This window comes from Halomonas sp. MS1, from assembly GCF_024182575.1.
Taxonomy (GTDB): Bacteria; Pseudomonadota; Gammaproteobacteria; order Pseudomonadales; family Halomonadaceae; genus Vreelandella.
Window position 1 is genome coordinate 3,070,017 of the sequence record NZ_CP098926.1, and the last position, 14,397, is coordinate 3,084,413.

Below are 14,397 nucleotides of genomic sequence, written 5' to 3' on the forward strand. Positions count from 1 at the left end.
TCCCGCGCAAATGCTTTTAGCGTTAGTTTAATTGCAAGGTTTCCGTTAACGTAAACGGACAACAATAAAGCGTAAAATCGAAACCTGGCCTGTCTGTTTGCGTACAACTGCTCACGACTAACAACATAAGAGAGCCATCATGACAGCAACATCAGCGTCACTACCCACATATTCCACCTTCCTGGAAGGCTTTACGGTTGACACCATGATTGCCAGGCTGGATGACCATCAGGATGGTTGCCTTAATGCCTTTGAGGCATGCTGCGGTCGTCATGTACGCCAGGGGCGAGGTGATGTGCTTGCGCTCGTGCAGGAAGATATCAATGGACAAACCCATACGCTGACGTATGCAGAACTAGACGAGCAGAGTGGCAAGCTTGCTGGCTGGTTTAAGGCCCAAGGGCTTGGTGAAGGGGACCGTATTGCCTGCATGCTGCCGCGCTCAGCAGCGCTGTTAGTGGCGGTTCTTGCCACCTGGCGAATTGGTGCGGTTTATCAGCCGTTATTTACCGCGTTCGGTCCTGATGCGGTGGATTATCGCCTGGGGCGCGCTGACACCAAGCTGGTTATTACCGATCATGCTAATCGCTTTAAGTTTGATGGGCTAAGCCAGTGCCCGCCTGTTTTGGCAGTAGGCGGGGCTACTAGCGAGCATCCTGATGATCATGATTGGCAGGCTGCGTTGACGCATACGTCAATGAGCGAAAAGCCACCTCGTCTTGCCCCTGAAAAACCTTTTCTTCAGATGTTTACGTCGGGCACGGTAGGCAAGCCAAAGGGAGTGGCTGTGCCGCTTTCCGGTATGACCGCGTTTGCTCTCTATATGGAGCTGGCAGTCGATCTTCGTGACGATGATCGCTTTTGGAATATGGCTGACCCGGGTTGGGCATATGGGCTTTATTACGCGATTACTGGGCCGCTGCTGCTCGGTGTTACCACGCACTTCTGCGAGGCAGGTTTCAGTGCAGAAGGTGCCTTGGCTTTCATGAAGCGCCACCGTATTACTAACTTCGCCGCGGCGCCCACGGCATACCGCTTAATGAAAGCGTCAGGACTGTTCGATGACGCCCACCAAACCTTAGAGCTTCGCGCGGCAAGCTCTGCAGGCGAGCCTCTAAACACAGAAGTAGTGACCTGGGTGGAGAAGTCGTTAGGTTGTCCGGTCATGGATCACTATGGTCAAACAGAAACCGGTATGACCTGTAATAACCATCACTCCCTTGATCACCCTAAACATGTGGGAGCGATGGGTGTGCCAATGCCGGGCTACCGCTTGGCTATCTTGGACGCCGAGTATAACGAACTGCCGCCCGGTGAACCGGGTGTGCTTGCAGTTGATATCAAAAACTCACCCGCCCACTTCTTCCAAGGGTATACCTGGCAAGAAAAAGACCCCTTTGTGAACGGTTACTACCTAACTGGCGATGTCGTTATCCGCAATGAAGACGGCTCGTTTCAATTTGCCGGACGCGATGACGACATTATTACCACCGCAGGCTATCGGGTTGGCCCTACGGATGTTGAAAACAGTGTCATGACTCACCCTGCGGTTGCCGAATCGGCAGCAGTTGGCCAGCCAGACGAGATTCGTGGCGAGGTCATTAAATCTTATATCGTGCTGCGTGATGGGTATGAGGCTAGTGAAACGCTTGCTGATGAGATCCGCCAGCAAGTGCGTGAGCGTCTTTCTACTCATGCGTTCCCCAGGGTTATCGAATTCGTCGATGAGCTGCCCAAAACGCCTAGCGGCAAGATTCAGCGCTTCAAACTTCGTGCCCAAGCGACTGAGCAAGCACGCAACGACAAATAATCAAAGGAAAGTTGAAATGCAGGTGAAGGATTGTACGTTTTTAATTACTGGTGCTGCTTCAGGGCTGGGCGCGGCAACAGCAGAGCGCCTAATAGCGGCTGGTGGAAGCGTTGTATTGTGTGACATGAATAATAGCGTGTTGGAGCATGCTAAGCGCTTAGGTGATCGTGCAGTGGCCTGCATAGCTGATATCACCTCTGCCGAGCAAATGCAGCAGGCGATTGACGAAGCGATTGCGCTGGCAGGTGACAGCGGCCTTTCCGGTGTTATTCACTGTGCTGGCGTCGTCAGCGTGGCCAAACTGGTTGACCGTAATGGCAACCCCGCAGACCTGGAAAGCTATGCAAAAACGATCAACATCAACTTAGTGGGTACGTTTAATGTGATGCGTTTGGCGGCCGCCGCCATGGCCAAAAATACCCCCAATGAAAGCGGTGAGCGGGGCGTAATTATTAATACTGCTTCTATCGCGGCATTCGATGGGCAGGTGGGGCAGTGTGCTTACAGTGCGTCGAAAGCCGGTGTTGTGGGAATGAGTTTGCCTGCTGCTAGAGAGCTATCGCGTCATGCTATTCGCGTTATGGCGATTGCGCCTGGCGTTTTTGAAACGCCCATGATGAGTGAGATTCCTGACGAGGCGGCTCAAGCCTTAGCCGCTGCGGTGCCTTTCCCCAAGCGGTTGGGTAAGCCAGATGAGTTTGCTCAGTTGGCCGAGCAGATTATTACTAACCCAATGTTGAATGGTGAAGTGATTCGGCTGGATGGCGGCATTCGAATGCAGTAAATAGGCTGGAAAATTAGTAGCGTCTAATAACCTGCCAGCACTTTTGCTGGCAGGTTTTTTTGTTTATAGATCAAATTTTTACCGGTTGGTCGACCAAAGTTGTAGCGGTTTTGGGTGTTATATTCAAACGACCGCTTGACTATGGCACGGCTGCGCGCTAGTTTTCAAACATGTGTTTGAAAGCGGCTTTTTTGAAATCCCAGCCGTACTAAAAATGTAAGCCGCTTTCAGCCCCCAGCTCAGGAGAAGTGACATGCCCAGCTATCAAGCCCCCTTACGTGATATGCGTTTCGTTATGGACGAAATGTTTGACTATCCCAGCCACTATGCAGCGCTACCCTGTGGTGATGAAGCGTCTCCAGACGTCGTGAATGCGATTCTTGAAGAGGGCGCGCGCTTTGCCCGTGATGTGCTGCTTCCGCTCAATCAAAGTGGCGATGAAGAGGGGTGCTTGTTAGAAGGTGGCGAAGTTAAAGCGCCGCAAGGTTTTAAAGAAGCGTATCAGCAATATGTTGAAGGTGGCTGGCCAAGCCTAGCAGCAGATCCTGAACAGGGCGGCCAAGGTCTTCCGCCATCATTGGCGATGATGCTGTCTGAAATGATCTGCGCAACTAACTTAGCGTGGGGTATGTATCCAGGGCTTTCCCATGGTGCTGCCGATGCACTTCGGCACCATGGTACTGATGAGCAAAAGGAAACCTACCTTACCAAGCTGGTTGAAGGCGTTTGGACGGGCACCATGTGTCTCACCGAGCCGCACTGTGGTACTGACCTCGGGTTAATTAAGACGCGTGCGGTGCCTAATGAAAGTGGTGCCTACGCCATTACGGGTACTAAGATCTTTATTTCTGCTGGCGACCATAATCTGGCAGAAAACATTGTGCACCTCGTATTAGCCAAATTGCCTGGCGCTCCTGAGGGCTCGAAGGGTATTTCTCTATTTGTTGTGCCTAAGTTTATGCCAGATGCTCAAGGCAATCCCGGCGATCGTAATGGCGTTTCCTGTGGCTCGCTTGAGCACAAAATGGGCATCCACGGTAATGCGACTTGTGTGATGAACTTTGATGGTGCGACGGGCTATTTAGTTGGAGCGCCTAACAAAGGCTTAGCGTGCATGTTCACTATGATGAATGCCGCACGTCTTGGGGTGGGCATTCAAGGTTTAGGCTTAATTGAAGCCAGTTTCCAAAACTCGCTCAGTTACGCTCGTGACCGGTTACAAATGCGTGCCCTTTCTGGTGCTCAAGCGCCTGAGAAAGCAGCAGACCCGATTATTGTTCATCCGGATGTGCGCCGTATGCTGCTAACCCAGAAGGCGTTCGCCGAGGGTGGTCGCATGCTGGTGCTATACACCGCTCAAATGCTAGATATCGTTGAACACGGTAAGCCTGGCGAAGAGAAAGAGCGGGCTGAAACTCTGCTTGGTCTATTAACGCCTATCGTGAAAGCGTTTCTCACTGAAGTTGGTTTTGAGTGCACCAATGAAGGCGTGCAGATTTTTGGTGGGCACGGCTTCATTAAAGAGTGGGGGATGGAACAGCTGGTGCGTGATGCGCGTATTACCCGTCTCTATGAAGGTACTACCGGCATTCAGGCGTTAGACCTGCTTGGCCGAAAGGTGTTGATGAGCCAGGGTGAATCGCTAAAAGTATTCACCAAAGAGATTCATAAGTTCTGTAAGACGGAAGCTGATAACCCTGCTCTAAAAGAGTTTGTTGAGCCGCTAGCGAAGCTGAATGCTGAGTGGGGCGAGCTAACGATGGGCGTGGGTATGAAAGCCATGCAAGACCGTGAAGAAGTGGGGGCGGCCAGCGTCGACTACCTCATGTACTCCGGCTATGTCACCTTGGCGTACCTTTTTGCCCGCGCAGCTAAGCAGTCGTTGGTGGAATTAGAGGGTGACGATAAGGCGTTTTATGCGGCCAAGTTGAATACTGCTCGTTTCTATTACCAGCGCCTGCTGCCGCGTACTAAAGCACATGCTCAGATGATTCAAGCGGGTGCGGGAAGCCTTATGGCGATGTCGAGCGAAGATTTTGGCTTGGGCTTTGAGATTTAAGCTTTTGAGATTTAGCTCAATAGGAGTGGTTATTCTGCAAAAGCAGATTCATCTGTAGGCTTAACTGAGCACTCTCTGGTCAGGGGACTGATCGGTGGTTTGCGGCAGGCTTGTTCTTAGAACAAAACCTGCCGCTTTTTTTATTTCAATTTATTTTCCAATAGCCCTTGCCAAGACGGCAGCGAATCCGTAAAGTACGCATCCGCTGCCGGGGACGCACAGCGTTACCAGCGGTGATTGAAGGTGAAAACCTTCGGTTTGTCAGAGAGTTAGAAGAACTCAGCAGCAACATGCTTCGATGTCTTCCAACGCTTTTTGAAACGAGCCACGCCAGAAAGCAACGTTATCTCGCTTTCTTCGCTCACTCGCTTCACTCACTTAAAACAGTGATTGACAAACACCAGGAAGTGCGTAGAATACGCCTTCCTCGCTGAGGCAAGCCAGTTCATCGGTTAGCCAGTTACTTCTTCGGAAGTTCAGCAGCGAAAACAGCTCTTTAACAATTTGATCAGGTAATTCATGTGGGCGCTTGCCGATGAGGGTGATAAATCACCAAATATCAAGGCAAGCGGTCATGAAAACGAAAGTTTGAATGAATTCGTTTGAACCTTGAGCCAAGTTTGATGCGCTTTTGTTACCTTCTGGTGACGAGTAAGTATCACAATGATTTTAAACTGAAGAGTTTGATCATGGCTCAGATTGAACGCTGGCGGCAGGCCTAACACATGCAAGTCGAGCGGTAACAGGGGTAGCTTGCTACCCGCTGACGAGCGGCGGACGGGTGAGTAATGCATAGGAATCTGCCCGATAGTGGGGGATAACCTGGGGAAACCCAGGCTAATACCGCATACGTCCTACGGGAGAAAGGGGGCTTCGGCTCTCGCTATTGGATGAGCCTATGTCGGATTAGCTAGTTGGTGAGGTAATGGCTCACCAAGGCAACGATCCGTAGCTGGTCTGAGAGGATGATCAGCCACATCGGGACTGAGACACGGCCCGAACTCCTACGGGAGGCAGCAGTGGGGAATATTGGACAATGGGCGAAAGCCTGATCCAGCCATGCCGCGTGTGTGAAGAAGGCCCTCGGGTTGTAAAGCACTTTCAGCGAGGAAGAACGCCTAGTGGTTAATACCCATTAGGAAAGACATCACTCGCAGAAGAAGCACCGGCTAACTCCGTGCCAGCAGCCGCGGTAATACGGAGGGTGCAAGCGTTAATCGGAATTACTGGGCGTAAAGCGCGCGTAGGTGGCTTGATAAGCCGGTTGTGAAAGCCCCGGGCTCAACCTGGGAACGGCATCCGGAACTGTCAAGCTAGAGTGCAGGAGAGGAAGGTAGAATTCCCGGTGTAGCGGTGAAATGCGTAGAGATCGGGAGGAATACCAGTGGCGAAGGCGGCCTTCTGGACTGACACTGACACTGAGGTGCGAAAGCGTGGGTAGCAAACAGGATTAGATACCCTGGTAGTCCACGCCGTAAACGATGTCGACCAGCCGTTGGGTGCCTAGCGCACTTTGTGGCGAAGTTAACGCGATAAGTCGACCGCCTGGGGAGTACGGCCGCAAGGTTAAAACTCAAATGAATTGACGGGGGCCCGCACAAGCGGTGGAGCATGTGGTTTAATTCGATGCAACGCGAAGAACCTTACCTACTCTTGACATCCTGCGAACTTGTGAGAGATCACTTGGTGCCTTCGGGAACGCAGAGACAGGTGCTGCATGGCTGTCGTCAGCTCGTGTTGTGAAATGTTGGGTTAAGTCCCGTAACGAGCGCAACCCTTGTCCTTATTTGCCAGCGGGTAATGCCGGGAACTCTAAGGAGACTGCCGGTGACAAACCGGAGGAAGGTGGGGACGACGTCAAGTCATCATGGCCCTTACGAGTAGGGCTACACACGTGCTACAATGGCCGGTACAAAGGGTTGCGAGCTCGCGAGAGTCAGCTAATCCCGAAAAGCCGGTCTCAGTCCGGATCGGAGTCTGCAACTCGACTCCGTGAAGTCGGAATCGCTAGTAATCGTGAATCAGAATGTCACGGTGAATACGTTCCCGGGCCTTGTACACACCGCCCGTCACACCATGGGAGTGGACTGCACCAGAAGTGGTTAGCTTAACCTTCGGGAAAGCGATCACCACGGTGTGGTTCATGACTGGGGTGAAGTCGTAACAAGGTAGCCGTAGGGGAACCTGCGGCTGGATCACCTCCTTAAACGATGCATCATCCCTCACGGTAAGCGCTCACAATGAATTACCTGATCAGAATGCTGTTGATACGCAGTGATAAGCGTTTTTTTCACGTTAAAAAGAGAAAAAGGTCTTTCTTTTCCTTTTAATGTGAAAAAAGCACTCGCTTATCACTGCGCATAGCAGTCGCTCTTTAACAATGTATATCATGCTGACATAAACGTTTTTAAAACGTTTATACGTAATTGTTTTGTGATACGTCTCAAGCGTATCCGGCAATCGTTATCATTGCGAGACACCAGACTCCTTCGGGTTATAGGGTCAAGCAATGAAGCGCACACGGTGGATGCCTAGGCAGCCAGAGGCGATGAAAGACGTGGAAGCCTGCGATAAGGCTCGGCGAGGTGGCAAACAACCTGTGACCCGGGCATTTCTGAATGGGGAAACCCACTCATCATAAGATGAGTATCTTGCGCTGAATATATAGGCGTAAGAGGCGAACCAGGGGAACTGAAACATCTAAGTACCCTGAGGAAAAGAAATCAACCGAGATTCCCCTAGTAGCGGCGAGCGAACGGGGACCAGCCCTTAAGCATGTGACTGATTAGGCGAATGCGCTGGGAAGCGCGGCCATAGTGGGTGATAGCCCCGTAGTCGAAAATCTGATCATGTGAAATCGAGTAGGTCGGGGCACGAGAAACCTTGACTGAAGACGGGGGGACCATCCTCCAAGGCTAAATACTCCTGGCTGACCGATAGTGAACCAGTACCGTGAGGGAAAGGCGAAAAGAACCCCGGAGAGGGGAGTGAAATAGATCCTGAAACCGTGTGCGTACAAGCAGTAGGAGCAGACTTGTTCTGTGACTGCGTACCTTTTGTATAATGGGTCAGCGACTTATATTCAGTGGCGAGGTTAACCGTTTAGGGGAGCCGTAGGGAAACCGAGTCTTAACTGGGCGACACAGTCGCTGGATATAGACCCGAAACCGAGCGATCTATCCATGAGCAGGGTGAAGGTTGAGTAACATCAACTGGAGGCCCGAACCAGGATCTGTTGAAAAAGATTTGGATGACTTGTGGATCGGAGTGAAAGGCTAATCAAGCTCGGAGATAGCTGGTTCTCCTCGAAAGCTATTTAGGTAGCGCCTCACGTATCACCGCCGGGGGTAGAGCACTGTTTCGGCTAGGGGGTCATCCCGACTTACCAACCCGAGGCAAACTCCGAATACCGGTGAGTGCAAGCGTGGGAGACACACGGCGGGTGCTAACGTCCGTCGTGAAAAGGGAAACAACCCAGACCGTCAGCTAAGGTCCCGAAATCCTGGTTAAGTGGGAAACGATGTGGGAAGGCTCAGACAGCTAGGAGGTTGGCTTAGAAGCAGCCATCCTTTAAAGAAAGCGTAATAGCTCACTAGTCGAGTCGGCCTGCGCGGAAGATGTAACGGGGCTAAACCAGGTACCGAAGCTACGGGTTCACACTTAGGTGTGAGCGGTAGAGGAGCGTCGTGTAAGCCAATGAAGGTGGATTGAGAAGTCTGCTGGAGGTATCACGAGTGCGAATGCTGACATGAGTAACGATAAAGGGAGTGAAAAACTCCCTCGCCGGAAGACCAAGGGTTTCTGTTCGACGCTAATCGGAGCAGAGTGAGTCGGCCCCTAAGGCGAGGCCGAAAGGCGTAGTCGATGGGAAACAGGTCAATATTCCTGTACCGGACATGATTGCGATGGGGGGACGGAGAAGGCTAGGTGAGCCAGGCGTTGGTTGTCCTGGTGAAAGTGAGTAGGCTTGGGTCTTAGGTAAATCCGGGACCCTTTAAGGCCGAGACACGAAACGAACTGACTACGGTCAGGAAGTCATTGATGCCACGCTTCCAGGAAAAGCCTCTAAGCTTCAGATCATGTGCGACCGTACCCCAAACCGACACAGGTGGTCAGGGTGAGAATCCCAAGGCGCTTGAGAGAACTCGGGTGAAGGAACTAGGCAAAATGGTGCCGTAACTTCGGGAGAAGGCACGCCGGCGTAGGGTGACGAGACTTGCTCTCTAAGCCCGAACCGGTCGAAGATACCAGGTGGCTGCAACTGTTTAGTAAAAACACAGCACTCTGCTAACGCGCAAGCGGACGTATAGGGTGTGACGCCTGCCCGGTGCCGGAAGGTTAAATGATGGTGTTAGGATTCGTCCGAAGCTCTTGATTGAAGCCCCGGTAAACGGCGGCCGTAACTATAACGGTCCTAAGGTAGCGAAATTCCTTGTCGGGTAAGTTCCGACCTGCACGAATGGCGTAATGATGGCCACGCTGTCTCCACCCGAGACTCAGTGAAATTGAAATCGCCGTGAAGATGCGGTGTACCCGCGGCTAGACGGAAAGACCCCGTGAACCTTTACTATAGCTTCACACTGGACGCTGATGTTGCCTGTGTAGGATAGCTGGGAGGCTTTGAATCTCGGACGCCAGTTCGAGGGGAGCCAACCTTGAAATACCAGCCTGGCATCATTGGCGTTCTCACTCAGGTCCGTTATCCGGATCGAGGACAGTGTGTGGTGGGTAGTTTGACTGGGGCGGTCTCCTCCCAAAGAGTAACGGAGGAGCACGAAGGTACCCTCAGCACGGTCGGACATCGTGCAGTGAGTGCAAGAGCATAAGGGTGCTTGACTGCGAGACAGACACGTCGAGCAGGTGCGAAAGCAGGTTCTAGTGATCCGGTGGTTCTGTATGGAAGGGCCATCGCTCAACGGATAAAAGGTACTCCGGGGATAACAGGCTGATACCGCCCAAGAGTTCACATCGACGGCGGTGTTTGGCACCTCGATGTCGGCTCATCACATCCTGGGGCTGAAGTCGGTCCCAAGGGTATGGCTGTTCGCCATTTAAAGTGGTACGCGAGCTGGGTTTAGAACGTCGTGAGACAGTTCGGTCCCTATCTGCCGTGGGCGTTGGATGTTTGAGAAGGGCTGCTCCTAGTACGAGAGGACCGGAGTGGACGCACCTCTGGTGTTCCGGTTGTCACGCCAGTGGCATTGCCGGGTAGCTATGTGCGGACGGGATAACCGCTGAAAGCATCTAAGCGGGAAGCCCCCTTCAAGATGAGACATCCCTGAGGCCTAGAGCCTCCTGAAGGGCCCAGCGAGACCAGCTGGTTGATAGGCACGGTGTGGAAGCGCTGCAAGGCGTTGAGCTAACGTGTACTAATGGCCCGTGAGGCTTGACCCTATAACACCCAAGGGGTCTGGTCGCAGTGATAATGAAAACCGGATACGCGCTTCCTGTCAGTGGCAGGAAACAAGAGACGCCACAAAACATCGATTACATGTTCAGCATGATATACATGACCAGTTACGCCTGACGACCATAGCACGCGTGAACCACCTGATCCCATGCCGAACTCAGAAGTGAAACCGCTTAGCGCCGATGGTAGTGTGGGGTCTCCCCATGCGAGAGTAGGTCATCGTCAGGCACTTATTTAACAAAGAACCCAGCCAACCGGCTGGGTTTTTTGTTTGCGCGGAAGAAAAAGCACTCCCTAGCCCCTATAACAAAGCGGCTACCTCCCGAAGCATGCACCGCACGTCACACTCGAATCACCGCACCGTCATTCCCGAGCCACTACGCCGTCATTCCCGAGTGGGGTTATCGGGAATCTACCTTGACCTTGACCTGCAGCAGCCTGAAACCCCAATTCAACATGGATTCCCGCTAAGGACCTGCGGGAATGATGAGAGCAAGGGCCCGCGGGAATGACGAGGGCAACGCGGAGGGCTGGGGGGCGTCATCGCCAGGTACTTATTAACAAACACCTAGTTTCAGTTGAAGCTGGGGTTTTTTTGTTAGTCGCTGATAATGTTTTAAGCACATCAAGCAGATAAATTATCGCTACTAATCTCACTACTTAGAAAGCATTTGAAAGAAAGTGCTATGATGCGGCGATTAGCGGGGGCATTTTATTCTGAATAGATGTTCACCTATGACATGAAATTACTTTCGAGGTGAAAGGGTGAGTGAAACAGTACCCACATCGTGGCTTGTCTATTGCCGCCCAGGGTTTGAAAGCGACGCTCTGGCTGAAATGCAACACCACGCCAAACAGCACGAGGTGAGTTGCGAACCTGCACAAGGCGAAGGTTGGGTGAGTTTAACGCGCTTAGATAAAGAGCCGATTAATGATTTGCATCGTAAAGCGGCGTTTAAGCAACTTATTTTTGCTCGTCAAAGTCTAGCTGCACTGCCTGCGCTCACGCTGTCCCGAGATGATAGGCTTACGGCTATTCTCGATCAGGTAAAGTCAAGTCGTTGGAGTTTTGAAGAAATTTGGCACGAAACGCCAGATACCAATGATGGCAAAGCATTGGCAGGCTTAATTAAAGCGCTGACTAAGCCATTGCAGAGTATGCTAAAAAAACGGGGCGCCTTGCGCGGTAAAGCCGGTGCACGTCGTTTACATATTTTCTGGACGGATGGTGATCGTGTTCAGTTGGGTATGAGCTTTCCTGATAATCGAAGTGAGCTGATTAATGGTATACGCCGCCTACGTTTCCCATCCCGTGCGCCAAGCCGATCAACGCTGAAGTTAGAAGAGGCGTGGCATGAGTTTATTCCACGAGAAGAGTGGGATACACGGCTTGCGGATCATATGCAGGCAGCGGATTTAGGGGCCGCCCCAGGTGGTTGGACTTGGCAGTTAGTCCAGCGTGGCATGTATGTTTATGCCATTGATAATGGGCCAATGGACAAGCAGCTAATGGCTACGGGACAGATAGATCATCTTAAAGAAGATGGATTTACTTGGGAACCGCCGCAACGAATGGATTGGCTAGTTTGTGATATCGTCGATAAGCCTGTGCGCGTGTTAGCAATGGTGGAAAGATGGTTAACTCGCAAATGGTGTCGAGAGGCAATTTTTAATTTAAAACTGCCCATGAAGAAACGCTGGGACGAGGTTAATCGCTGTATTAGCACTTTGGAAGATGCGTTGGAAACGGCGGGAGTGCGCGCTACGATTACATGTCGCCACCTCTACCATGATCGGGAAGAAGTGACGGTTCATGTAAGGCTCGCTCACTAATTTAAAGGTCGGCGGAGTAACGTAAGGGTGTTAACAGCCTGGTTCGTACACGCGGACAGTTTCGTCTTCTGTTAACAGAGGTAGGATGCTCTGCATGGCCGCTGCACGTGCTTCACTTGAATGCCACTCTTTCCAAGCCCGAAGGTCGCGCCATTTGGTAATCATCAGGCGGCGATCTGTATGGCCAAGTTCGACGAGCGTTTCTCCACCGACAAATCCTCGTACGCCAAGTGAAACGCGCATTGCTTCGCGGGCAGCCAGTTCATATTCTTCTTCCAGGCCAGGCATAATACGCCGTTCAATGATTACTTTGATCATGCTGTCTGTTTCCTAAACGAGATTGTAGATGACTGATAATACGTATGACCCAAGTGCCTTTGATGCATCGTTAGACACAACGGGTTTATATTGCCCTGAACCTATTATGTTAATGCATAACAAGGTGCGTGATATGACGCCAGGGCAGGTGTTGAAGGTAATAGCAACAGACCCCGCAACGACTCGTGATGTGCCAAAATTTTGTCAATTTTTGGGACACCAGCTACTGCAGCAAGAGGAGTCTGATGACCACTACGTGTATTTTATTCGCCTAGCGTAAAGCTTCTGCAGCTATGCGAGGCTAGCCATTAATATTGGCTTTAGGCTTTGGCTTTGATTGGGTAGCCTCGCAAGTGCTTAGTTAAGATCACCCCTCTTTATTTGGAACAACCATCATCGCCAAAGCTTCCAGTGTCGCAGGGTCTTCATCCATTATGCGGTTAGCGATATGGCGTTGAAAAAAGTAAACCGTGCGATGGCGAGAGTGGGCATCGTAAAGGCACTTATCGCCCAGTAGGATGGGGGACATCGTGGCTTGCTGTTCATCGGCAAGAACTGCTTCAACGCTTCCATCGCTATAGAGGCGCCATCCATAGACTTGCTTCATATTCCAGGGTGCATCGGGATGATTCATGCATAAAGCATGAGTGCCAAGGGTGTCTGGAAGCTGTTGAATCAGCGTAACCTCTCCTGACGCTTCATACTCGAAGTAACTGGCTGAGGCCATTAGCTCGTCGTATTTATGATCAGGAGGAAGGGCGAAAATTTCTTCAGTTTCTGGATCGCGGTAGCCAATAAACTGGCCATTTTCATGGCTGTCGAGTTCATGACAAGCAGCGAGCTTTTCCATCCATGGCACAAGGCCAATGATGTTACCGTTCTCTTGCAGCCCCCAGGCCAAAATAGGTAGGCCGTAATACGTGTCGGGACTCGCAGCGAGCTGGTAGACCATCTCTAACCCATCTAGCTCAGGGGCTAGGCGGATCAAACATTTTTGCGCCTGCTGACGCTGACGCACGGTTTCCAGGTCGATGACCTGGGCAGAGCGGGGTGACAGGGATGCGCCCATAATGTCCCTCCTTGTGCTGCGTGGTCACGACATCGGTAAACAGCGTATGCTGCCTACCACTTAGTTCACCAATAGCACAGGTTGCCCAGAAGGTTAAGGGGGTTTGTGATTTTTAATTATCGGAGCAGCTAGTAAATTGATCTCGCAGCGCTTGGTGTTGTGCTTTTACTTGTTGGAGCTGCTGCCAGGGAGCTTGCGGGTTATTCAATGATAACCAGGTGTTCTGATAGTTTTTAACCGCTTCAGGTGGCGTTATTTGGTGGGCATTAATTAGTCGGTTAATTGCTGTAAGCCACCTGAGGGAAATCTGCTCAACTTGATTAAATCCTGCTGGAAAGTCACCTTGCAGGCACTCGCTAGTGGTTAAGCGCGTTGACTCAAGCGCTATGTTTGCCTCTGTTAAGCGTTGGCGGGCGAGTAACAGTGTGCGTAAAATTTCTGCTGTTAATGGCCTCTCTTGCAGCGCTTTAAGGTGGTTTTCAAGTGCTGAAGAGTCCTGTTGCCATGCTTGGCTAAATTGGTGCGTCACCATTCGCTCAAGGTAATCAACGGCAACCAGTTGATTGTCAATATTAGGTAGTTCAGCGCTGTTTAGGGGGGCACTTGCTCGGGAAAAGCTTTTTTCCCACTCTTCAGAATCAAAAATGGCATTCCAGCTGACCGCTGGTAGCTGTTCTGTCTTAAGCTCAGTTAGTTCAGCCAACCGCGCCTTATTGTCATCACTTAGGCCGTCAGGAACATCACTGTTCCAGCAGGCACTTAGGCGTTGCCATAGTGCGCGTTCGTAAAGCCAGTGCTGGCTAGGGGGAGCAACGCGCCCCAACTGATTGTTCCGCGCTGCAATGAGTGATGTTATCTGACACTCACGTAACGCATAGATATTGAGCATACCCTCTCGGGTTTCAGGAATATTGAATAGCCGCTCTCGACGTTCAGGAAATTTACCAATATTAGGTGGAGGGTGACGCTCAATATCGGCAATTGAAAGATCGCTAGTGAGCTGTTGGTGATACTCTACCCAAGGCTGTTCAGCACCATTGTTTCCGCAGCTCACTAGTAGCAAGCTGGCACTGGCAGTCAGCCATAATATAGGTTGTGGGTAGAGCGCCATTGC

Annotated in this window: 8 protein-coding genes and 3 rRNA genes; 8 read left to right on the plus strand and 3 right to left on the minus strand. The window is 51.5% G+C overall.

Translation table 11 applies throughout. The features are described 5' to 3' along the window. Window positions 1-139 precede the first annotated feature (139 nt). The 7 genes from NF683_RS14000 (at window position 140) to rlmM (ending at window position 11,896) form a co-directional block, all read left to right on the plus strand. Window positions 140-1,810 carry an AMP-binding protein gene (locus NF683_RS14000; RefSeq protein ID WP_089037913.1) on the plus strand — a complete coding sequence of 557 codons (1,671 nt, stop codon included), beginning with the start codon at window positions 140-142 and terminating at the stop codon, window positions 1,808-1,810. Window positions 1,811-1,826: 16 nt separating this feature from the next. After that, entirely contained in the window at window positions 1,827-2,594 is a 768-nt protein-coding gene (locus tag NF683_RS14005) for an SDR family NAD(P)-dependent oxidoreductase (RefSeq protein ID WP_089037914.1), read from the plus strand. A gap of 253 nt (window positions 2,595-2,847) precedes the next feature. After that, window positions 2,848-4,653, plus strand: coding sequence for an acyl-CoA dehydrogenase C-terminal domain-containing protein (locus NF683_RS14010; protein WP_193060501.1), 1,806 nt, complete (start codon window positions 2,848-2,850; stop codon window positions 4,651-4,653). Between the two features lie 671 nt (window positions 4,654-5,324). Beyond that, window positions 5,325-6,859: ribosomal RNA gene (locus tag NF683_RS14015) — 16S ribosomal RNA — on the plus strand. 294 nt (window positions 6,860-7,153) lie between these two features. Continuing rightward, window positions 7,154-10,047: ribosomal RNA gene (locus NF683_RS14020) — 23S ribosomal RNA — on the plus strand. A 128-nt stretch (window positions 10,048-10,175) separates the two neighbouring features. Beyond that, a 5S ribosomal RNA gene (gene rrf / locus NF683_RS14025) occupies window positions 10,176-10,291 on the plus strand. Together the 16S, 23S and 5S rRNA genes form the textbook arrangement of a ribosomal RNA operon. Window positions 10,292-10,828: 537 nt before the next feature. Then, a complete protein-coding gene (gene rlmM / locus NF683_RS14030; protein WP_253920265.1) occupies window positions 10,829-11,896 on the plus strand; it encodes a 23S rRNA (cytidine(2498)-2'-O)-methyltransferase RlmM in 1,068 nt (355 codons plus the stop codon). A gap of 30 nt (window positions 11,897-11,926) precedes the next feature. Here the strand turns inward: rlmM and NF683_RS14035 are convergent, their stop codons facing one another. After that, on the minus strand, window positions 11,927-12,214 hold the full coding sequence (locus NF683_RS14035) for an antibiotic biosynthesis monooxygenase family protein (RefSeq protein WP_089037636.1): 288 nt from the start codon (window positions 12,212-12,214) through the stop codon (window positions 11,927-11,929). A 28-nt stretch (window positions 12,215-12,242) separates the two neighbouring features. Here NF683_RS14035 and tusA point away from each other — a divergent pair, with 28 nt between their 5' ends. After that, a complete protein-coding gene (tusA, locus tag NF683_RS14040; protein ID WP_089037637.1) occupies window positions 12,243-12,494 on the plus strand; it encodes a sulfurtransferase TusA in 252 nt (83 codons plus the stop codon). Between the two features lie 87 nt (window positions 12,495-12,581). Here the strand turns inward: tusA and NF683_RS14045 are convergent, their stop codons facing one another. After that, window positions 12,582-13,283, minus strand: a complete 702-nt coding sequence (locus NF683_RS14045) for a hypothetical protein (RefSeq protein WP_089037638.1) — start codon at window positions 13,281-13,283, stop codon at window positions 12,582-12,584. Window positions 13,284-13,395: 112 nt separating this feature from the next. Continuing rightward, the gene (locus tag NF683_RS14050; protein WP_253920266.1) at window positions 13,396-14,394 is read right to left on the minus strand and encodes a DUF3080 family protein; all 999 of its coding nucleotides are present in this window, start codon (window positions 14,392-14,394) and stop codon (window positions 13,396-13,398) included. Window positions 14,395-14,397 lie beyond the last annotated feature (3 nt).

Excerpts from the sequence above, each read along its gene's own strand:
- NF683_RS14000 (WP_089037913.1), top strand. The coding sequence starts at position 140 with ATGACAGCAACATCAGCGTCACTACCCACATATTCCACCTTCCTGGAA.
- NF683_RS14005 (WP_089037914.1), top strand. The coding sequence starts at position 1,827 with ATGCAGGTGAAGGATTGTACGTTTTTAATTACTGGTGCTGCTTCAGGG.
- NF683_RS14010 (WP_193060501.1), top strand. The coding sequence starts at position 2,848 with ATGCCCAGCTATCAAGCCCCCTTACGTGATATGCGTTTCGTTATGGAC.
- NF683_RS14035 (WP_089037636.1), bottom strand. The coding sequence starts at position 12,214 with ATGATCAAAGTAATCATTGAACGGCGTATTATGCCTGGCCTGGAAGAA.
- tusA (WP_089037637.1), top strand. The coding sequence starts at position 12,243 with ATGACTGATAATACGTATGACCCAAGTGCCTTTGATGCATCGTTAGAC.
- NF683_RS14045 (WP_089037638.1), bottom strand. The coding sequence starts at position 13,283 with ATGGGCGCATCCCTGTCACCCCGCTCTGCCCAGGTCATCGACCTGGAA.
- NF683_RS14050 (WP_253920266.1), bottom strand. The coding sequence starts at position 14,394 with ATGGCGCTCTACCCACAACCTATATTATGGCTGACTGCCAGTGCCAGC.